18 protein-coding genes are annotated in these 20,996 nt (G+C 54.1%); 12 read left to right on the forward strand and 6 right to left on the reverse strand.

All coding sequences use genetic code 11. The features are described from left to right. Window positions 1–61: 61 nt before the first annotated feature. The gene (hflX, locus tag M2120_RS00785; RefSeq protein WP_280796837.1) at window positions 62–1,576 is read left to right on the forward strand and encodes a GTPase HflX; all 1,515 of its coding nucleotides are present in this window, start codon (window positions 62–64) and stop codon (window positions 1,574–1,576) included. Here the strand turns inward: hflX and M2120_RS00790 are convergent, their stop codons facing one another. The 3 genes from M2120_RS00790 to M2120_RS00800 form a co-directional block, all read right to left on the reverse strand. Then, window positions 1,577–2,593 carry an App1 family protein gene (locus M2120_RS00790; RefSeq protein WP_280798133.1) on the reverse strand — a complete coding sequence of 339 codons (1,017 nt, stop codon included), beginning with the start codon at window positions 2,591–2,593 and terminating at the stop codon, window positions 1,577–1,579. It abuts the gene before it with no gap. Between the two features lie 67 nt (window positions 2,594–2,660). After that, complete coding sequence (locus M2120_RS00795; protein ID WP_280796838.1) at window positions 2,661–3,344, reverse strand: DedA family protein; 684 nt, start codon at window positions 3,342–3,344, stop codon at window positions 2,661–2,663. Beyond that, a complete protein-coding gene (locus M2120_RS00800; RefSeq protein ID WP_280796839.1) occupies window positions 3,345–4,112 on the reverse strand; it encodes an aminotransferase class IV in 768 nt (255 codons plus the stop codon). A 17-nt stretch (window positions 4,113–4,129) separates the two neighbouring features. Between M2120_RS00800 and pabB the strand changes: the two genes are divergently transcribed. Both pabB and leuS read left to right on the forward strand, forming a co-directional pair. Next, complete coding sequence (gene pabB, locus M2120_RS00805; protein ID WP_280796840.1) at window positions 4,130–5,491, forward strand: aminodeoxychorismate synthase component I; 1,362 nt, start codon at window positions 4,130–4,132, stop codon at window positions 5,489–5,491. 4 nt (window positions 5,492–5,495) lie between these two features. Then, window positions 5,496–8,015 carry a leucine--tRNA ligase gene (leuS, locus tag M2120_RS00810; protein WP_280796841.1) on the forward strand — a complete coding sequence of 840 codons (2,520 nt, stop codon included), beginning with the start codon at window positions 5,496–5,498 and terminating at the stop codon, window positions 8,013–8,015. An 11-nt stretch (window positions 8,016–8,026) separates the two neighbouring features. On the opposite strand, the gene pknB is transcribed toward leuS, so the two are convergent. Both pknB and M2120_RS00820 read right to left on the reverse strand, forming a co-directional pair. Continuing rightward, window positions 8,027–9,913, reverse strand: coding sequence for a Stk1 family PASTA domain-containing Ser/Thr kinase (gene pknB, locus M2120_RS00815; RefSeq protein ID WP_432418543.1), 1,887 nt, complete (start codon window positions 9,911–9,913; stop codon window positions 8,027–8,029). Between the two features lie 76 nt (window positions 9,914–9,989). Continuing rightward, window positions 9,990–10,601 (reverse strand): LysM peptidoglycan-binding domain-containing protein, encoded by a 612-nt coding sequence (locus tag M2120_RS00820; RefSeq protein ID WP_280796843.1) that lies wholly within the window; start codon window positions 10,599–10,601, stop codon window positions 9,990–9,992. 134 nt (window positions 10,602–10,735) lie between these two features. Here M2120_RS00820 and M2120_RS00825 point away from each other — a divergent pair, with 134 nt between their 5' ends. After that, on the forward strand, window positions 10,736–11,080 hold the full coding sequence (locus M2120_RS00825; RefSeq protein WP_348519943.1) for an Rv2175c family DNA-binding protein: 345 nt from the start codon (window positions 10,736–10,738) through the stop codon (window positions 11,078–11,080). A gap of 4 nt (window positions 11,081–11,084) precedes the next feature. Here the strand turns inward: M2120_RS00825 and M2120_RS00830 are convergent, their stop codons facing one another. Further along, complete coding sequence (locus M2120_RS00830; protein WP_280796844.1) at window positions 11,085–12,164, reverse strand: polyprenyl synthetase family protein; 1,080 nt, start codon at window positions 12,162–12,164, stop codon at window positions 11,085–11,087. A gap of 82 nt (window positions 12,165–12,246) precedes the next feature. On the opposite strand from M2120_RS00830, the gene M2120_RS00835 reads away from it, so the two are divergent. The 8 genes from M2120_RS00835 (at window position 12,247) to mraY (ending at window position 20,986) form a co-directional block, all read left to right on the forward strand. Next, a complete protein-coding gene (locus M2120_RS00835) occupies window positions 12,247–12,603 on the forward strand; it encodes a DUF3040 domain-containing protein (protein ID WP_280796845.1) in 357 nt (118 codons plus the stop codon). Between the two features lie 233 nt (window positions 12,604–12,836). Beyond that, complete coding sequence (mraZ, locus tag M2120_RS00840) at window positions 12,837–13,268, forward strand: division/cell wall cluster transcriptional repressor MraZ (RefSeq protein WP_280798135.1); 432 nt, start codon at window positions 12,837–12,839, stop codon at window positions 13,266–13,268. A 103-nt stretch (window positions 13,269–13,371) separates the two neighbouring features. After that, window positions 13,372–14,325: a 16S rRNA (cytosine(1402)-N(4))-methyltransferase RsmH gene (rsmH, locus tag M2120_RS00845; protein WP_280796846.1), complete on the forward strand. Its 954-nt coding sequence runs from the start codon at window positions 13,372–13,374 to the stop codon at window positions 14,323–14,325. Further along, complete coding sequence (locus M2120_RS00850) at window positions 14,322–15,053, forward strand: hypothetical protein (protein WP_280796847.1); 732 nt, start codon at window positions 14,322–14,324, stop codon at window positions 15,051–15,053. The genes rsmH and M2120_RS00850 overlap by 4 nt, the downstream gene beginning before the upstream one ends. 49 nt (window positions 15,054–15,102) lie before the next feature. After that, window positions 15,103–16,872 (forward strand): peptidoglycan D,D-transpeptidase FtsI family protein, encoded by a 1,770-nt coding sequence (locus M2120_RS00855; protein WP_280796848.1) that lies wholly within the window; start codon window positions 15,103–15,105, stop codon window positions 16,870–16,872. 45 nt (window positions 16,873–16,917) lie between these two features. Beyond that, complete coding sequence (locus M2120_RS00860) at window positions 16,918–18,492, forward strand: Mur ligase family protein (protein ID WP_280796849.1); 1,575 nt, start codon at window positions 16,918–16,920, stop codon at window positions 18,490–18,492. Continuing rightward, complete coding sequence (locus tag M2120_RS00865; RefSeq protein ID WP_280796850.1) at window positions 18,489–19,895, forward strand: UDP-N-acetylmuramoyl-tripeptide--D-alanyl-D-alanine ligase; 1,407 nt, start codon at window positions 18,489–18,491, stop codon at window positions 19,893–19,895. The genes M2120_RS00860 and M2120_RS00865 overlap by 4 nt, the downstream gene beginning before the upstream one ends. Next, a complete protein-coding gene (gene mraY / locus M2120_RS00870; RefSeq protein WP_280796851.1) occupies window positions 19,892–20,986 on the forward strand; it encodes a phospho-N-acetylmuramoyl-pentapeptide-transferase in 1,095 nt (364 codons plus the stop codon). The genes M2120_RS00865 and mraY overlap by 4 nt, the downstream gene beginning before the upstream one ends. The last annotated feature ends 10 nt before the right edge of the window (window positions 20,987–20,996 follow it).

Consider the following 20,996-nt stretch of genomic DNA (forward strand, 5'->3'; position numbering starts at 1 on the left):
GCTTCAGATTACAACTGCAGTGCGAAGAAGTTTCCCAGTCAAGGGCGATATCTTTGAACAAATGACTACTGAGTCCTCTGACGACATCGTTGACCGCGTGCTTGCCCGTGCTGGGCAACAATCTGAGCGAGCCCGAGTGTCGGTATTTTCTTCCGGTCGAGCACAAGCGCTCAGTGACTCGAGTGAGGTTGAACACGACCAGAACTTTGATGGTGAGCAGCAAGATCTTGCAGACCGTATTTCTCTGCGCCGTGTGCAAGGACTGTCCACCGAACTCGAGGACGTCACCGAGGTTGAATATCGACAGGTTCGATTAGAAAATGTCGTCCTGATCGGTGTCTATCCCAAGGGGCAGATTGAAGATGGCGAAAACTCTCTGCGAGAGTTGGCCGCTTTGTGTGAAACGGCGGGTGCTCAGGTCCTCGATGGTGTAATCCAGTTGCGACCCATGCCTGATCCTGCGACCTATTTGGGGCGGGGTAAAACACAAGAACTGCGTGACCTGGTTGCATCCCTAGGTGCGGACACTGTGGTTGCAGATACAGAGCTGGCACCGTCACAACGACGTGCGTTGGAGGATGAGGTCAAGGTCAAGGTCATTGACCGGACCGCCGTGATTTTGGATATCTTCAGCCAGCACGCCAAGAGCCGTGAAGGTAAAGCTCAAGTCGAGCTTGCCCAGATGCAATACATGCTTCCCCGCTTACGTGGATGGGGTGAGTCTATGTCACGCCAAGCTGGTGGCCAGGTTGGTAGTGCTGGGGCAGGTATGGGTTCTCGCGGACCTGGTGAAACCAAAATCGAACTTGACCGACGTCGAATTAATACCCGCATGGCCAAGTTGCGCAAGCAAATTGAGGCGATGAAGCCGGCACGTGATACCAAGCGAGCAAACCGTAAGCGCAATGCGATTCCTTCTGTCGCAATTGCGGGCTATACCAACGCCGGTAAATCTTCATTGCTCAACCGCATTACTCGAGCAGGTGTGTTGGTTGAAAACGCATTGTTTGCGACTCTTGATGCCACAGTTCGACAGGCTCAGACTGAAGACGGCCGCAATTACACTCTGGTCGACACCGTGGGCTTTGTTCGCAACCTTCCCCACCAGTTGGTGGAAGCGTTCCGTTCAACCATCGAAGAGGTTGCTGATGCTGATCTCATCATTCACGTTGTGGATGCATCTCACCCTGACCCAGCCTCGCAGATTCGCACAGTGCGTGACGTTATTGGTGAAGCACATGCTTCAGATATCCCAGAGCAGATTGTCTTCAACAAGAGTGATTTGATCGATGACAACACCAGATTGTTACTGCGCGGTTTGGAGACTTCGGCTCTCTTTGCCTCTGCTCGCACAGGTGAAGGTATTGATGAGGTTCTCAAGGTCATCGCTGAGCGTATTCCTACTCCGGATATTCCGTTAAGCCTTCTTGTTCCTTATGAGCGTGGGGATGTAGTCGCATCCCTCCACGACAAAGCTGTGGTTGATTCAACCGAGTATGAAGAGACTGGAACCAGACTCCATGTTCGAGTCAAAAAGGCAGACCTGCCTCAATTCGAGGAATTTATCTCGGCTTAGCTACAAAATTTTGTAGTCAGAGAGTTGAGCTGCAAGCCCTGCACCGTCAGGAGCATAAACCCAGGGGGCGTCACCAGCCTGTGTGTGTTCTTCAGCCTTCTTACGTCCACCGGCAAGCACTGCCTCACCATTAGAAAGTTGGCGAATAGCCACAGCCTTAACGTTGTGTGGGTGTTCTTTTTCAAATTCTGCGTAGATGGATTCGTCGTGCTGTCCATCATCTCCCACGAGAATCCACTTGATTTGCGGGAACTCCTTAGCTAACCGGCGAAGCTGGGTTTCCTTGTGTGCTCGGCCTGAACGGAACATGCGATCGTGGGTGGGACCCCAATCGGTGAGCAACAGAGTTCCCTTGGGGTAGAGGTTGCGCCCCAAGAAGCGACGCAAGGTGGGTGCAACGTTCCAGGCGCCGGTGGAGAGATAAATCACAGGCATGCCATGGTGAATTGCGGCAATACGTGAAAGCAAGACAGCCATGCCGGGTGTTGGAACGCGGGCATGCTCATCGAGCACGAATGAGTTCCATGCAGCAAGGAATGGACGAGGCAGCGCGGTCACCATGACGGTGTCATCTACATCGGATACCAAACCAACATGCACATCAGGGGAGATGACCTGAATGGCTGATTCAGCCATCTCGGATCCCTCTGCTTGAATGTGAACGGTGTGTTTACCAGGTGTGAGAGCGATGGGGATTTGTACATCCACAACACCACCACGGTCTGCTTTCACGACAGTGGTGATGCCTTCAATCGTGATGGTGACGGTGACATCGTTGACGGGAACAGCGGTGAAGGAGCGCCACCCGCGCACGCTCTCGGAGCGCTTTTGGATCTTGCGCGCTGCACGTGAACCGGGCCGTGGATTGCGGGTGAGCAGAACACGCGAAAGAACACGAACCCATTCGGTGGAGCCATAGCCAGGGTAGGGAACGACAGTGACGGCATAGCCGCGCTTGCGTGCACGCTTCTCGCGCCAAGCATGAAAGCGGTCTTCAATGCGCGCAGCGCGGTGCATGACATCTTGGGTCAGCTCCGCAGCGCTCGAAGGCTTGCTCTTACTCACTGGATAAGTTTGTCAGAGTTTAGGAACCCAGAGGGTTTTCGACGGTTCCTGGGTCGTGATCACCAGGTTCTTCCATGTACTTCTCTTGAGTCTTCTCAACACGCTTCTTGATGAGTGAGACGGCAATGACAAAGGCAACCACGATTCCCAGAAACAGGAATCCTGCCCAGTCATACTTGGCGGCAAATGCCTCGTATTGGTCTTTCAACACTGCAGCCAGGGTCACATAAACGAACGTCCAAATCACACAAGCGGCAGAAGTCCACGCAATAAAGGTGCGGTATTTCATCTTGGTCATGCCCACGGTCAGCGGGATGAGCGAGTGCAAGATGGGAAGGAATCGACTCAGGAACACCGCAATTCCGCCTCGGCGATCAATGTAGTTCTCAGCTTGTTCCCAGCGGTGTGGACCGAGCTTGCGACCTAACCAACTGGTTCGGATCTTGGGGCCAAAGTATTTGCCAACGAAGAATCCGATAGTTTCACCGGTAAGTGATCCCACGATCACCATCACCACCATGAAGATGTATTCCTGAAGGTTGGTAATCGCAGTACTAGAGATCAGTACAACTGTGTCTCCGGGAATCACGAGACCGACCAGGAAGGATGTTTCCAACATGATGAACAGCGATGCCAGCAGGGTCCGTGTGACGGGGTCAACCGAGGCTACTGCCGCGAGGATGTCGTTGATGATCTCGTTCATTTAGTTCCCTGGAAGAGCTTCGGCCAGCAGGTCATATTGTTCTCGCCAATGAGTCAACCGCTCTGGGCTGAAAGAAAGTTGTGGGCCATCAATCCAGTTCGTGACGGCACGAATGCCGTGTAATGCATTGAGGACATAGAGTTCGACTCCGTTAAGTTCAGCTGGTGTTGCCCAGGATTCACAGATGCTGAGACCACCCTTGAGGGCTAGTTCTCGAGCTGCAGCAATTGTGGTGCTATCCACTCGTAACGCTTCGACAGGAGGGATATGTAATCTTTCCTCATCACGCCACAACAGGCAGGTTGTAGAACCATCGACGATACGGCCCAGGCCATCGAGAATGACGGCTTCGTCAGCTCCTAGTTTCTGGGCTTCTGAACGCAGAAGGTTCAAGGCTGGAATATCGGGTCCCTTGATTGTCGGTTCCACGCGAGGGTCAGAGTCGGCGGTTGCAAGCACCACAGTGTTTGTCAGCGGAGGTGCCGGGCGGATGTGGAGCTCTAGCTCGCCGCGCTCGGTGAGATCGATGCGAGGAAAGTGAACACCCGTGCGCGGTAGTGCCGATGTGACCGCACTCAGGAAAGAATCCACTGGTTGGACTAAGCCCTGAAAACGTGCAGAAGAAGCAAAGCGATCGAGATGGCGTTGGTACCCAACGACCTTTCCCGCACTGAGGAGGAAAGAATCGGCAACATAGAGGGGGATTTCAGGCGCGCCAGTGATGTCAACCAACTCGCTACCGTTCCAGCGAAAACGTAAGACACCCACAGCCCTAGGCTAGTACGGTGACCAGGCAAGTACAGCGCGTTAGGATGCCCCAGTGGGTGGATCCCGCATCCGTTTTTGCTGTTCTCTCACACAATCAACCGAGAGCAATATGGCTCGATGCAGGCCCCCAGGCAACCTCTGGTCTGTCCTACATCAGTATTCCAACTGACGAGATCCTCTCAGAAGATGTAGAAGCTGGGGATGTCACCATTTTTGAGAATCTTCGCGCTGCATTGGAACACGACTCCACAGTGGATACATCAGAGGTCCGTGAAGATGGATTTGCTCTGGGCTGGGTCGGTTGGCTCGGCTATGAACTCGCCGCCCACACGGCCGGGATTCCAACCGCTGCGTCGACAACTCCAGATGCAGTATTCGTTTACGTGGATTGGGCTCTTGAGTTTGACCATGAGTTCCACACCCTAGACCTGATTCTGCTTGGAACGGCAGAAGAGCTTGCAAGCAAGCGAGATGAGCTTCTGTTGGCATGTGATCGCACGGAGCATGTCGTTGCCCAGCAGCCGCGACTGCTTGAACCAACTGCGGTAAGTTGGCGACACGGGCCTGAACACTACAAAAACTTAGTGTCTGCCTGCCTTGATGCCATCACAGCAGGGGATGCCTATCAGCTGTGCTTGACCAACGAGGTGCGTGTGGCAGGGGATTTCGATCCTCTGGAGGTCTACCTCAGGCTTCGTGAAGAAAACCCCAGTCATCATGGTGGGTTACTGGTGAGTGAAGACCTTGCCTTGCTGTCCAGTAGTCCAGAGGTGTTCTTACGAGTTGATGCGCAAGGTCATCTCACGACGAAACCGATCAAGGGCACACGTAAGCGGGGAGCGAATGTCGAAGCGGACTCTGCGCTCGCTGCAGAACTGCTGGCAAGTGAGAAGGAACGTGCCGAAAACCTCATGATCGTTGACCTGATGCGCAATGACGTGGGGAAGGTTGCACAACTAGGAACAGTCAGGGTTGATTCCCTGCTTGAGGTGGAAACCTACGAGCACGTCCACCAACTTGTTTCGACCGTTTCAGCCGAGCTGGCACCAGGTCTCACTGCCGTTGATGCGCTTGAGGCTTGCTTCCCAGCAGGCTCCATGACAGGTGCTCCCAAAATCAGTGCCATGACGATTCTTCATCAGCTTGAGGAAGGCCCTCGAGGAATTTATTCAGGCGCTTTTGGCTACCTCGGTATTGATGGCGCTGCGAATCTTGCCATGGTCATCAGAAGTATCGTCCTCACGCCTTCTGGAGCCTCTATAGGTACCGGTGGAGGGATCACGAGTGGTTCCGATCCACAATCAGAACTGGAAGAAACCTGGATCAAGGTTTCGCCTCTGCTACGCGCATTAGGAGTCTCGACAACCGAGTATTCTTAGAAGGATGTCTGAGAACGAGGGCGCGACCTATAACTTCGCGGAAATACAAGAAAAATGGCTTCCTATTTGGGACGAAATTGAGCCATTCCGCTCTGACGACCCTGCAGATGAGCGCCCACGCAAGTATGTGTTGGACATGTTCCCCTACCCCTCCGGTGACCTACACATGGGCCACGCTGAGGCATATGCTCTCGGCGATGTCATTGCCCGTTATTGGCGTCACCGCGACCACAACGTATTGCACCCCATCGGGTGGGACTCATTCGGTCTGCCCGCAGAAAATGCAGCGATTAAGCGCGGCTTAAACCCGGTCACCTGGACCTACGACAACATTGATCAGCAGAAGCGTTCCATGCGTCGTTATGCCACCAGTTTTGACTGGTCACGAGTTATCCACACGTCTGACCCTGAGTATTACAAGTGGAACCAGTGGCTGTTCCTGCAGATGTATAAAAAGGGTCTTGCTTACCGCAAAGACAGCTGGGTCAACTGGGACCCCGTAGACCAGACAGTTCTGGCGAACGAGCAGGTATTGCCTGATGGCACCTCAGAGCGTTCCGGTGCAATTGTGGTCAAGAAAAAACTGACCCAGTGGTACTTCCGCATCACGGACTACGCAGACCGTCTACTCGATGACCTTGACACTCTTGAAGGACAATGGCCTGCCAAGGTTCTCACCATGCAGCGCAACTGGATTGGCCGCTCAATTGGTGCTGATGTGGACTTCGTTATTGAGGGCCGTGAGCAGCCAGTCACGGTGTTCACCACCCGCCCAGACACTCTTCACGGTGCAACATTCATGGTTGTTGCACCAGATGCTGACCTCGCTTCCGAGCTTGCAGCAGGAGCTTCAGAGGATATTCAGGCTGCCTTCGCTGACTACCTCACTGAGGTTCAAAAAGCGACAGAAATTGAGCGCCAGGCAACTGATCGCCCCAAGACGGGTGTGTTCCTCGGTCGCTACGCCATCAACCCGGTCAATGGCGAGCGTCTACCCATATGGGCCGCAGACTACGTGCTAGCTGACTACGGTCACGGAGCAGTGATGGCTGTTCCTGCTCACGACCAGCGCGACCTCGACTTTGCCAGAGCCTATGACTTGCCCATCAAAATCGTGGTGGATGTTCCTGCGTCACGCGATGAGGACGGCAATGTCATCGAGAACAACCCTGCTGTCACCGGCATTGCCACCGGTGGCGAAGGCAAGCTCATCAACTCAGGTGAGTTGGATGGTCTGACCAAGAAGGATGCGATTGCCAAGGCCATCGAGATCCTCACTGAGCGTGGCACCGGTAAGGCAGCAAAGAACTTCCGACTGCGTGACTGGCTCATTTCTCGCCAGCGTTACTGGGGGACACCTATCCCCATCATTCACGCAGAAGATGGCACTGAGATTCCAGTACCTGAAGACCAGCTTCCAGTTGTGTTGCCACCAACTGAAGGTCTCAACCTTCAGCCCAAGGGCTCATCTCCTCTCGGTGCTGCCGAGGACTGGGTAAATGTTCCCAACCCAATTGATGGCACTCCAGCACGTCGCGACCCCGACACTATGGACACCTTCGTGGACAGCTCATGGTATTTCTTGCGCTTCCTTTCGCCCCATGATGACACTCAAGCATTTGACCCCGCAGAGGCTAAGAAGTGGGCACCGGTTGATCAGTATGTCGGTGGTGTGACCCATGCCATCTTGCACCTGCTCTATGCCCGTTTCATCACCAAAGTTCTCTTTGACCTGGGCTTCATCGACTTTGAAGAACCTTTTACCAACCTGCTCAACCAGGGCATGGTGCTCATGGAAGGCTCAGCAATGAGCAAGTCCAAGGGAAACATTGTCAAGCTTTCTGAACAGCTCGAAGAGCACGGTGTTGATGCCGTTCGCTTGACCATGGCTTTCGCAGGACCTCCTGAGGATGATATTGACTGGGCAGATGTTTCCCCAGCGGCCAGTAACCGATTCTTGGCCCGTGCTTGGCGCATCGCACAGGACGTCACCAGCGAACCTGGTGTTGATGCCAGCACAGGCGATAAGGCACTGCGTAAGGCAACGCACCACCTGCTTGCCGAAGCACCTGGACTTGTTGAAAGTTTCAAGTTCAATGTACTGGTGGCACGCCTGATGGAACACGTGAACGTGACTCGTAAAGCTATTGACTCTGGTGTTGGTGCCGCAGATCCTGCCGTTCGTGAATCAGCCGAAACCATCGCCATGATGCTGGATCTCTATGCTCCCTACACCGCAGAAGATATGTGGGAAGCGCTGGGCCACAAGCCTGCCGTTGCGCACGCAGTATGGCCCACAGCTGATCCTGCACTCTTGGTTCAGGACTCTGTCACCTGTGTGGTGCAGGTCGATGGCAAGGTTCGTGATCGCCTGGACGTCTCTCCCGATATTGCTGAAGCAGATTTGGAAGCTCAGGCTCGCGAACTAGCTGGCGTTGTCCGCGCTCTCGAAGGTCGCGAGATTGTGAACGTTATTGTTCGCGCGCCCAAGATCGTGAGCATCGCCACCAAGCCTGTTGGCTAATTCGATTCGCTTTAGAACGAAATAAAGACGTTCGAACCACGCTTGGCCAAGGTGCCAGGTGCTGGGTTCTGTGTCTTGACGGTGCGCTTGGAGAACAGTGCAGAGTCAACGTCTGTTGAATAGGTGAAACCTGCTGCTTGCAACTTAGCTATCGCTTCGTTGAAGTCCATTCCTGTCGTTGAGACGTTCGGAACCTCAACCAGGTCTGGTCCCTTGGACACGACAAGAGTGACGTTGGTTCCCTTAGTTGCGGGGCCTTCTGGCAGCGACAGGGAGATGACCGAACCCTTAGCTACGGTGTCATTGAATTCTTCAGATGTGGAGCCCACAACAAGACCTGCATCAGTTAGTGCCTTGGTTGCATCAGCAACCGTGAGGCCTTCAACTGGCGGAATAGCACCCAGTGAAACAACGAGCTGAACCTCGCCGCCAACAGGGTATTTAGCGGGTAGCGGAGCGCCAGCGCCGTCAAGGGCACTGATGATTTTGCCCTTTGCTACATCAGCAGAGAACTGCTGAGCGGGGTCTTTGAGTTTGAAGCCCAATTCTTGGGCTTTCTTCTTCGCAGCTGCTTCGTCCATTCCTGCGAATGCTGGAGTGTCCACAATCTTCGGGCCTAAGGAGACCAGAATCTTGATGGTGGCACCACGGGTTGCAGAGCTGCCACCCTTGGGGTCAGTGTCAATGACCTTGCCCACTGCAACAGTGGCATCGTTCGTTTCAACGAGTTTGGTAGCAAAGCCTTCTTTTTCAACTATCTTCTGTGCATCAGCAGGTGCCATTCCAGCTGTTGCGGGAATGGTGACCAGTGAACCAGGACCAGAACTGAAGAACCAGCCTGCAGTTGCACCCAACACTGCCAACACAATCGTGATGCCAAAAATCCAGAATCCGCGACTGCGTCTGGTTGAGGAGATTTCTTTCAACGCGGCGACAGGGTTCTCAATCGCAGACTTGCGATTCAGTCCGCCCAGTGCACCAGTGTTGTAGGCCTTGGTTTCGTCGTCTGAGCCCAGAAGCATACCCGCCGGCATGACCATGGTCTGCTGGGTTGAGAGATCTTGATAACTGGAACCAGTGCGAATAACTTTCTCTGCCTGCAGAAGTTTGTCGAGCAGAATTCCTGCGTTTTCTGGACGGCCCTCGGGGGAGCGAGTGGTTGCCCACTCCACAATTTCATCCAGTTCTACAGGGATAGCTGGGTTTGATGCCGAGGGTGCAGGGACCTTGTCATTGGCATGTTGATATGCCACGGCCATGGGCTGTTCGCCCTTGAAGGGCTGCTCACCAGTGAGCATTTCATACATCATGATGCCAATGGCATAGATGTCACTTCGGGCGTCAGCAACCCCTCGGGTCAGTAGCTCAGGGGAGAGGTAGGCAATAGTGCCCAGGAGTGCCTGTCCGGAGGCAGTGTTTGCTGTGGTGGCACGTGCGAGTCCGAAGTCACCCAGTTTGATGCGACCGTCATCGGCAAGGAGAACATTTTCTGGCTTGAGATCGCGGTGAACAATGCCTGACTCGTGGGCTGCTGCAAGACCTTGCAGGACAGCATCCATGATGTCGACGGTCTGCTCAGGGGTGAGCTTGCCGTAGTCCTTGAGGAGATCTCGAAGAGTGATTCCTGGGAGGTATTCCATGACGAGATAAGCCATGTCAGAGTCTTGACCCTGATCGAATACGTTCACCACGTTGGGGTGTGCCAGACGAGCTGCTGAGCGCGCCTCTTGCACAAAGCGGGCTTTGAATGCGCTGTCATCGGCGAGGTGGCCGTGCATGATCTTGACCGCAACACGTCGTTCGAGACGTAAATCCGTTGCCAAGTAGACGGTCGCCATGCCACCACGAGCAATGCGTGACTTGACCTGGTATCTGCCGTCGATAAGACGACCGATCATGGGGTCTTCGGCGGCAGTAGTCACAATTCGAGTCTATGTAGCAGGAGTGGGCAAAACGCTGAGAAACACCGGTGTTTTATGCGCTGGCAACCGCTGGCATGCTACTCATCAGGCCAGCGTCAGGAATGACGAGGCGTTGACCGACAACCAGGCGGCTTGAGCGGTCGAGGCCGTTGGCCGTCATTATTGCTCGAGGCAGAACTCCATAGCTGCGTGCGATGGCTTTCAGAGTCTCACCTGAGGCCACGTTGTGGCGGGTGATACTTTCGCCTACTTCCGCAGATTCTGTTCCATTGGTCGAGGCAGGGATGTTCAACTGCTGACCGGCAAACATCATGGTTTTCCAGCTCAGACCGTTTGCAGCAAGAAGTTCTGCGGAAGAAATTCCGTGAAGTTGAGCGATACTGCGCAATGTGTCGCCGGCAACAACGGTGTACTTGTCAGCACGAAGAATCGCGCCTGTGGTGTTTGTTGCGGCATTGAGAATGGGGGAGTTCTCGGCTTTTGCCTTCGGTAGCTTGTCAACTTTAGGGAGCTGATCTGCAGAAGCAGATTGCGCAGTGAAAATCATGCTGGTAACCGCTGCAAGGGCTACCGGAATGGAGGCAATCTTCTTGATTTTGCGAGGCTTGAGAGGGGTCGACGAAGTGAGTGCTTCGTGGTTGGATCGATAGCTTCGACCAGTCATCTGCACACTCCTCTCCCCATTAAAAGATTGGCCCAGTCTCTACCTCAGCTTGAAGGTTAACGTGGAGTGAAATCGGCGTGTCGCTAAATGTCACCCTGTTCGCGCTCACCTCTCAGCTGTGGCACGCTTATCTCGTGGCTAATGCAAAGAACCCTCAAACCCAGTGGTTGACAATCCCTGACCTCATGGACGTTCTAGGAATGTCTCAAAGTCAGGTCAGGCGCTTGATTGAAGATAACTTCCTCGCCGCTGCTCGCGTTGATGGAGTGCTGAAAGTTCCTGCAGACTTCATTCAAGATGGCGAGCCACTACACGCACTCCAAGGCACCATCGTCTTGCTTCGTGATGTCGGGTTCGACGGGGATGAACTCGTGGAATGGTTTATCACGGAAGAAGAAAGCCTCAAGGCTTCCCCAGTTGATGCACTCAAAGCCGGCCGCAAGGCTGAAGTGCGCCGAGTGGCACAGGCCCTTCTCTAGATTGCTATGAAGCGCGCTGGGAAACCAGTGCTGCTAACTGGGTCAGTCCGGCAGTCGCTAATTCTGTGAAACCTGCTGAGGCAATGGCTTTCTGCGCAAGAACCACCTGCTCGTCGATGACCTGCTCAAGACTTTCAACGGCGCCGGTGTTGGTCAGAGTTGCCTGCAGCATTCCAATTTGTGCTTCGTCCAGGTCTGGATCTCCGAGAAGCTCATCCATCAAACGAATTGCGGTGGCTGGCAGTTCTTGCTGTGCCAAAGCGATCAGTACAGTTCGTTTTCCCTCGCGCAGGTCATCACCTGCAGGTTTGCCCGTTACCTCGGGGTCTCCAAAAACACCGAGTAGATCATCGCGAAGTTGGAAAGCAATCCCCAGGGGTAATCCAATAGCTCTCAGTGATTCCAGCTGGTGTGAATTTGCACCACCCAAAGCGGCGCCAATAACCAGCGGTGCCTCAATGGAGTATTTTGCTGACTTGTAGACAACAACTCGCTGAGCACGTGTCAAGGCATCAAGTTTGTCAATGACGGGCCACGCACGCTCTTCGACGATGTCGAGGTATTGACCGGCGGTGACATCGATTCGCATCCTGTCAAACTCGATGCGTGACGCCCGAACCGCAGTGCGGTTTCCTTCAGCTGCGATGCCATTGGAGAACAGTTCATCACTGAAAGCAAGCAGTAAATCACCAAACAGCAGTGCTGAAGAGGTTCCAAAGTCTTCGCTGGTGCCAGCCCATCCGGATTCACGGTGAAGCTTTTCGAATCGACGGTGCGCTGAGGGTGCTCCGCGTCGAGTGTCTGACTTGTCCATGATGTCGTCATGGACCAAAGCAGCGGCGTGGAAGATTTCGAGCGCACTGGCAATGTCGATGACGTGATCGGGTGTTGTTTCGTGTTGGGTGCCGTATCCCAGCAGTGCACAGCGCGCACGAAAGCGCTTACCACCGCTGAGAAACTGCCGTGAAAAGTTGATAAATGGTTCCAAGTCGGGGGAGACGTCCCTCACAATAGATTCACGGTCAGTAATGAACTGATCCAGACGAGTATTAACTCGTTGAACCCATGTATCTTGGTCACGCATGCGCCTAGCCTATCTAGGCCAGCGCGGGTACACTGGAAATTCGACACCGCACACACCACGTGAATGAATCAGGAGGAACGACATGCCACTGTCCGAGCATGAACAACGTCTTCTTGATGAGATGGAACGTAATCTCTACGGCCGTGATGCGGATGTAACCTCAACCGCTTTTGTGGGTATGCCTCGTCCCAACTACCGCGCCATTGTGCTCGGGGTGGTCATCGCTCTTATTGGTCTCGGTGGTCTTCTTGCCGGTGTGATGACTCACATGATTGTGGTGGGAATTGCCGGGTTTGTTCTCATGTTTGTTGGGGTTCTTGTCGCGTCGAAGCCAGGTGAACCAGTGGCCAATTCCGTCAAAAAGCCACGATCGTCCGGTAGTTCTTTCATGCAGCGCATGGAACAGCGCTGGGATGAGCGCGATGGTGGCCGTCTCTAGCACCTAAATCTCTTCACACTCAACCGCCTTTCGGGGCGGTTTTTTTGTGCGCTTCGACCGCTCCGGTTTAATCCAAATTGCTCCATTTCCCTCCACTGACTTAAACCTTGTAAATTAGCGGATATATTGACACGCCGACCGAAAAATGTGGGTAATTTTTAACATTTGTGGTTGAAAGTGGAGTAAAGTGGAGAAATCACCAACAAGGCCGGTTGTGAAAGGGGGTGACGCAGATGTTCCTCGGAACTCACACACCCAAGCTCGATGACAAGGGACGCGTCATCCTGCCCGCGAAATTCCGCAACGAATTGGCCGAAGGCATCGTGGTCACCCGCGGTCAAGAGAACTGCCTCTACGTCTTCAGCGCTGCAGAGTTCTCTGACTTGCACGAAAAGATCCGCCAGGCACCGGTCACCAGCAAGTCAGCTCGTGACTTCCTCCGTGTATTTCTCTCTGGCGCCAGCTCAGAAACACCCGACAGCCAAAACCGCATCACACTTCCGGCCAACCTTCGCCAGTACGCAGGGCTTGACCGCGACCTCACCGTTATCGGCGCCGGAAACCGCGTAGAAATTTGGGACACCGAGGCATGGAACACCTACCTTGCTGCCCACGAAGAAGCCTTCTCCAACACAACGGAGGAGGTGATTCCTGGACTCTTCTAGTCCCTTGGTTGTGACTCCCAGCCTGTGCACCCTGACTCCACTTCCCCGGAAGCAGGTTGACCTGGATGGGGATCACAATCTAGGGCCCGGCTCCAGACACGTTATGGCTCTCAACGACATTCACACCCCAGTTCTCCTCGAACGTTGTGTCGAACTATTGGCTCCTGCACTTTCAAAGCCTGGAGCTGTGCTTGTTGATGCGACTTTAGGAATGGGCGGACACTCGGAAGCGTTTCTCACTCGTTTTCCAGAGCTCATCCTCGTTGGCTTAGATCGCGATACAGACGCCCTGGCAATTGCACGGGAGCGTCTGGCTCGTTTTGGTGACCGCGTCCACCTCGTTCACACCGTGTATGACGGAATTGCTGAGGCACTTGACTCTCTGGAGATCACTGCGGTTGATGGAATCCTGTTTGATTTGGGTGTTTCCTCACTGCAGCTAGACCGCGCCGAGCGCGGATTCGCCTACGCCCAAGATGCTCCACTGGATATGCGGATGAATCAGACCGAGGGCATCACCGCTGCCGATGTGATTGCCACATACAGCGAGCAAGAACTGCGCACCATTTTCCACAAATACGGAGATGAGAAGCTTTCGGCTCGTTACGCCAAAGCCATCGTCACCAGCCGTGAGGTCGAACCCATCACCCGTTCTGCTCAGCTGGTTCACATCTTGACGGTGGCCACTCCTGCAGCGCTTTCTCACTCCGGGCACCCCGCAAAGCGGGTGTTTCAGGCACTGCGCATTGAAGTCAACCAGGAACTCTCCGTCTTGGAACGGGCCATTCCAGCTGCCCTGGGCAAGCTCACCGTTGGCGGTCGCATCGTTGTGATGTCATACCAGTCGCTCGAAGACCGTATCGTCAAGGGCTTTTTGCAGGCAGGATCGAGCTCTTCAGCGCCAGTGGGACTTCCTATTGAACTCGAGCAGTTCAAACCAGAACTCAAACTTCTCGTTCGAGGCGCAGAACTTGCCAGCGACGAAGAAAAAACCCGCAACCCACGTGCAACTCCGGTTCGCCTCCGTGCAGCCGAACGAATCAAGGAGGCAGCGTGAGTACCGTCAACGCAAGCCGAATTTCTCGTCCGCAGGTTCGTCCTCAGTCGGGGGCAAAGTCGGCAGCTCGTCCGACCACCTCACGCGCGAAGAGCACCCCTGCAGTGCAGGGAAATCTCGCGTTGAAGGCCCGCACTTCACTGAACAAGGCCACTTCGTGGCGCCCCAGCATCCAAGTTGTTGCTACCCGTGCCCAGCGCAAGGCTCGTCCCAAGGTTTTCTATGCGATCATCACCGTTGCTGTGATTTTCGGCATCATCATCTCAAACCTTCTTTTATCAGTTGTGGTTGCTTCGGGCGCCTATGAAATCGCTTCGATGCAGCAATCTAACAAGGAACTTGGTCGCAGCTACCAAACCATGAACCAGGATCTCGATCGCTTGTCATCACCTCAAAACCTCGCCGCAAACGCTGAGGCTCTGGGCATGGTGAACAACAGCACACCTGTGTATCTTCGCCTCTCTGATGGTGCTGTTCTGGGAACACCTGAACCAGCTGCAGCAACCTCCGGTTTGATTGCTGGTGCTGAAGGCGCTGTTCCGAATTCTTTACTCACCGGTGTCACCCTGGTCACTCAGAAGGAATCTGAAGCCAAGGCTGCTGCAGCAAAGAAAGCAGCAGCAGAAGCTGCCAAGACAGCACCGGTGACAGACAGCGCGCCTGCGGCTGCAGTTCCAGCTGGACCGGTAGCGTTGACCAACGGCCTGCCAGGCCTTGCAACGCGCTAGGTCTGAGCTCACGGCACTGCGTCAAAGCCTGATCTCTTAAGGAACTGGTGTGAGAACGAATCCCGTCAAATTCCGCGGAACGCTTGTTCTGGCAATTGTCGTGCTTCTGGTTGCAGTTTTCACCATTCGCTTGATCGATATTCAGGTGATTCAAGCGGCCGCACTGACTCAACAATCGGTTGATAAGCGTTCAATTCCAACCACTGTCTACGCCAAGCGCGGTCAAATCACCGACAAGAATGGCACCGTACTCGCAGACAGTGTGATGCGGTACAACGTGACTGTGTCGCCAAAGAACGCGAAAGACTTCTTGCGTCAAACAGATCGTTCAGAAGTGACGATCACCCCACAGCAAGCCGCCATTGAGATTGGTACCTTGACGGGGCAGAAGCCTGAAGACATTCTCAAAATTATTGCCGATGCGTTGGCAGAGAACCCCAAGTCGGACTTTGCCTACATCAAGAAGGCTGTCGACGTGGACACCTTCCGGGCATTGAATGCTCTAGAGATTCCCTGGTTGTTCTTTGAGCAAGCCCCCGGTCGCACCTACCCCAACGGTGCTGTGGCAGGTAACCTGCTTGGTTTCGTTGGCGCTGACGGCTCTGCACAGGCTGGTCTGGAATCGGGCTGGGACAGCTGTGTTGCCGGTGTGAATGGTGAGGAAATGTATCAGCGCGGTGCTGATGGGGTCCGCATTCCCGGCAGTACGGTCACCAGTGTCAAGAGTCAAAATGGTGGAACTCTCAAACTCACTATTGACTCAGACCTGCAGTGGTTTGTGCAACAGTCTCTAGCCAAGCAGGTCGATAAGTACTCCGCTGAGTGGGGTATTGCTGTCGTTCAGGAAGCGAAGACGGGAAAACTCCTCGCTGTGGCAGATTACCCCTCGCTCGATCCCAACAATGTTGATGCTACAGACCAATCAAACCGTGGTTCACGTGCCTTCATGAGCCCGTATGAGCCAGGTTCAACCATGAAGCCAATTACGGCGTCGATGTTGATTGATTCGGGTGTGGCAACCCCCGAAACCCAGGTGTGGGATCCCTACTACATTGCCTTCCCTAACGGCGCTGAAGTAACGGACGCAGTGATGCACGGCACGCTGCCACTGACTCTTACCGGTGTGCTGGAGCAATCCTCCAATGTGGGTATGTCCCAGCTCGGTGACACTCTGGCTGCAGATAAGCGTTATGACTACATGCTCAAATTTGGTCTCTCCTCGATTTCTGACTCTGGCTACCCTGCAGAGTCGGCAGGTATCTTGGCTTCCTCCGACAACTGGGATAACCAAACCCACTACACCGTCACATTCGGACAGGGTGTGGCTACAACCGCAATTCAAATGTCCAGTGCCTATCAAGCCCTTGCAAACAACGGCAAGCTCATACCTGCCACTCTCGTTGAAAGCTGCACCATGCCGGACGGAACAGTGGTCAAGCCTGAGGCATCAGCTACCACGCAGGTGATCAAGCCGCAGTCTGCTCGCACCGTGATCGACATGATGGAAAACTTCGTGACCCAAGGCTGGATCAACAAAGAAGTAACTGTTCCTGGTTACCGAGTCGCCATGAAGACGGGTACCGCTCAGCAGCCTGATGGCATGGGTGGATATAAGGCCAACTACGTGGTTTCCAATATGGGCATGATTCCTGCTGAGGACCCCCAGTACATCATCACCGTGGTGATCGCAGAACCTAAGGTCTCCTTCACATCAATGGTGTGTCCACCATTGTTCAAAGCGATTGAACAGCAGGTCATTAAGCGTTACCGCATCAAACCATCACAGGGTGAAGCGCCCGTGCTGCCTATCCGTTTCTAAGCCCTCTTCGGTCATAGAATTGGGGCAAAGAAAGGTGGTGCTCGAGTGGGTGCTTTTGTGGGGTCGTTAAGACCTGAGCATCCTCTTCCCCGGGCGCTCACCGGCATGGTGACCGAGCTGGGGTTGAGCTCTCCAGATTCTCTCGACGGTCTCGAGGTCACCGGAATTACCTTGACCACCAAGGACGTTCATCCTGGCGATATCTTCGTGGGAATGCCAGGCGCTAAGGTGCACGGTGCCAAGTTTGCTTCGGTGGCTGCCGAGGCCGGTGCAGTAGCTGTGCTGACAGATACTGATGGTGCACAGATCGCACAAGAAAGTTCTCTACCCGTCATCGTGGTGGAGGATGTTCGTGCATCCCTGGGGCACATTTCTTCCTGGATCTATCGAACGGACGACCTCGATGCTTCCGTCTTTGGTGTTACCGGAACAAACGGTAAAACTTCCGTCGTTTATCTCCTCTCTGCACTGCTCAAGCAGCTGGGTGTGCGCAGCGGGCTGAGCTCAACAGCAGAACGTCGAATTGGCGATGTCGCTATGGTCAGTGGTTTGACCACGCCAGAGGCGACAGAGATGCACGCACTGATTGCGCGGATGAAGGAATCTTCAGTGCGGGCCATCTGTCTCGAAGTTTCAGCGCAAGCCCTCTCTCGTCACCGAGTCGATGGCATCGAGTTTGATGTTGTTGGGTTCACCAATCTCAGCCACGACCACTTCGATGATTATGCACACTTCGAGGACTATTACCTGGCCAAGGCTGAACTCTTCAGCCCCGATATTGCAGCTAAGGGCGTTGTCACTGTTGATGATGAGTGGGGTGTTCGGCTTGCCGAAGAAGCGCGTATACCGCTGTCCACTCTCGCCACCATTCCCGGGTCAATTGGGTGGGAAAGCGCCCAGTGGAAGATGACAGTCACTGCACAAACCCAGCGTGAGACAGCCTTCACCCTCCATAGCCCAGATGGGCGCGAACTCAGCACCACTGTGCCCTTATTGGGCAGTTTCATGGCAGCAAATGCTGCCCTGGCAATTGTCATGCTCGTTCAGTCAGGTTTCGATCTTGAACACATTGCCCACGTCGTGGAGGAGTCTGGCGGTATCGACGTTGTCGTGCCGGGGCGCACCGAAATAGTGTCAGGGGAGCACGGTCCCGTCTTCTATCTCGACTATGGCCACACCCCGGATGCGTTCACGAGCTTGTTAGCAGCTGTGAGAGAAGTGACCCCAGGCAAGGTTGTATTCCTGTTTGGTGCCGATGGGAATCGTGACACCACTAAGCGTTTTGCCATGGGAAACATTGCTGCAACGGGTGCTGATGTTGTGGTGATTACTGACTATCACCCACGAACTGAAGATCCAGCAACGATTCGTGCCGCATTGCTCGAAGGTGCACATGCGGCAACCTCAGGTGCTGTCATTATCGAAGAAGCTGATGTCAGAACTGCGATTGCGCGGGCAATCGCAGAAGCTGCCGAGGGTGATGCCATCATCTATGCCGGACCTGGACATGAAACAGAGCGTGAAGTGGCAAGTGGAACTATTCCATTTGATTTCCGCCAAGAAATTACCTCAGCACTGCGTGATGCAGGATATTCACCCGGAGAAGAGCAATCCGCATGATTTCAATGACATTGGCAGATATTGCTCAGACCATCTCGGGGGTTCTGATTCTGGGGAAGACAGACGCCACAGAACAGACTTCCATCACGGGACTGACTGACACCGATTCCAGGCTGATTACTCCTGGCGATATTTTCGTGGCGAAGCCCGGCGAGTTCACGGATGGACACCTTTTCATTCCTGCTGCTGTGGAGAACGGTGCCGCGGTTGTCATTGTTGACCATGAGGTTGACACACCAGTGCCTCAGATTGTGGTTGCAGACACAGTCGTTGCACTGGGGGCATTAGCTACCGAAGTTGTTGCTCGCGTTCGTGCGAAAGGCAATCTCACCGTGGTGGGCATTACGGGTTCGAACGGGAAAACCACCACCAAGAACCTCGTTGCCGCTATGTGTGAACAGGTGGGACCTACGGTCTTTCCTCGGGATTCCTTCAACAATGAGGTGGGGATGCCCATCACGATGTTGAAAATCTCGGAAGACACCACATATCTCGTTCTAGAAATGGGTGCCAGCGGTAAAGGACACATCACTCGACTGACCAACATGGTTCGTCCAGACATTGCTGTGGAACTCATGGTTGGCTTGGCCCATGCCGGAGAGTTCGGTGGCGTAGAAGTGACGGTCGAGTCCAAGCGAGAACTCGTTGAAGCTTTGGGCCCAGAAGGCATTGCCATCTTGAATAAAGATGATCCTCGAGTGATGTCGATGGCCTCCGCGGCACCGGGAAAAATCATCACCTTCGGGCACTCACCCGAGGCAGATGTCAGAATTTCTCAACTCAGTTCCTCGATTTCTGGCACCCAGTTCGATCTGAATACTCCAGAAGGCATCATTCACGTGAACTTCAAAGTTCTCGGTGAACACCATGCTATGAATGCGGCTGCCGCAACTGCTGTTGCGCTCACACTCGGGTTTGATCTTGAACTGATTAAGTCTTCGCTGCAATCCGTCACCCGTGCAGAGCACTGGCGCATGGAGTTGATGGGCGGTAATGGTGTCACGATTATCAACGACGCTTATAACGCGAGCCCTGACTCCATGGCCGCCGCGCTCAAGACTTTGCGCCAAGTTGCCGGGCCTGAAAACAGGACGATTGCTGTGCTCGGCGAAATGGCGGAATTGGGGGCCTATGCGGGGGAGGAGCAAGACAATTTAGCCCTGCTCATAGTCCGTTTAGGCATTGATCAACTTGTTGTCGTCGGTGATGGTGCTCGCAGACTACATATTTCTGCCATCAACGAAGGCTCGTGGGATGGTGAGTCGAAGTTCTACTCGACCCCAGACGAGGCATACGATTACCTATCGAGCCTGCTTAGAGCAGGTGACATCGTTCTGGTGAAATCGTCGAACTCGGCGAAACTCCGGTTCTTGGGTGACCGATTAGGAGAGGCATACGCGTGAGTACCCTACTTCTCGCCGGCGCGCTCTCGCTGCTATTCACCCTGTTGATGACTCCTGTCTTCATCCGCATCTTCCGACGCGTTGGCTGGGGACAGTTCATCAGTGATGGTGGCCCCGATGCGCATCACGCCAAGAAGGGCACTCCCACCATGGGCGGCATTGTCGTCGTAGTTGGTGTCATCCTGTCGTACTTCCTCGCCTCACTCTTGACGGGTTCAACTATTGAGTTGCCATCAATATTGGTGCTGTTCTTGATGACCGGTCTTGCTTTGGTGGGGTTCATTGACGACTTCATCAAGACTCACAAGCAACGCTCGCTGGGGCTGTCGGGGTGGCCGAAGGTATTTGGCCAAGTTATCGTTGCGGTGATCTTCGGATTGTTAGCAATCAACTTCCCGGACGAGAACGGCATCACGCCCGCTTCGATGAACATTTCCTTCATTCGCAATACTCACCTGAGCTTTGCGGTGCTCGGCGGGTGGCTTGCCGTCGTTGCGTTCTTGATCTGGATCATTTTGATCGTGACCAGCACTTCCAACGCCGTGAACCTCACTGATGGGCTTGACGGCTTGGCCACGGGTGCATCTATCTTCACTATTGGTTCTTTCGTCATCATTAACTTCTGGCAACAGAACCAGTCCTGCTTCAGTGGGCGTCTTGATCCTCAGGTTGCCTATAAGTGTTATGAAGTGCGCGATCCACTGGATTTGGCAATTGTCGCTGCAGCCATTGTTGGTGGTCTGATTGGTTTCTTGTGGTGGAACACCTCACCTGCTCAGATTTTCTTAGGTGACACCGGTTCCATGGCACTCGGTGGCGCACTTGCTGCGCTGGCAATTTTGAGCCAGACAGAACTGCTTCTGGTCATTCTTGCTGGACTGTTCGTCATCGACACCGGTTCGGTCATCGTTCAGCGTGGATATTTCAAGCTGACCAAGGGCAAGCGCATCTTCTTAATGTCGCCAATCCACCACCACTTTGAGTTGAAAGGGTGGGCGGAAGTGACGGTAGTCGTTCGCTTCTGGATTATCTCTGCGCTGTTCGTCATCACCGGTGTGGGAATGTTCTACCTCGAGTGGCTCACTCGCTAATCGAGTAGTT

It is taken from the genome of Aurantimicrobium minutum (assembly GCF_029893825.1).
In the GTDB taxonomy this organism is placed as follows: domain Bacteria; phylum Actinomycetota; class Actinomycetes; order Actinomycetales; family Microbacteriaceae; genus Aurantimicrobium; species Aurantimicrobium minutum_C.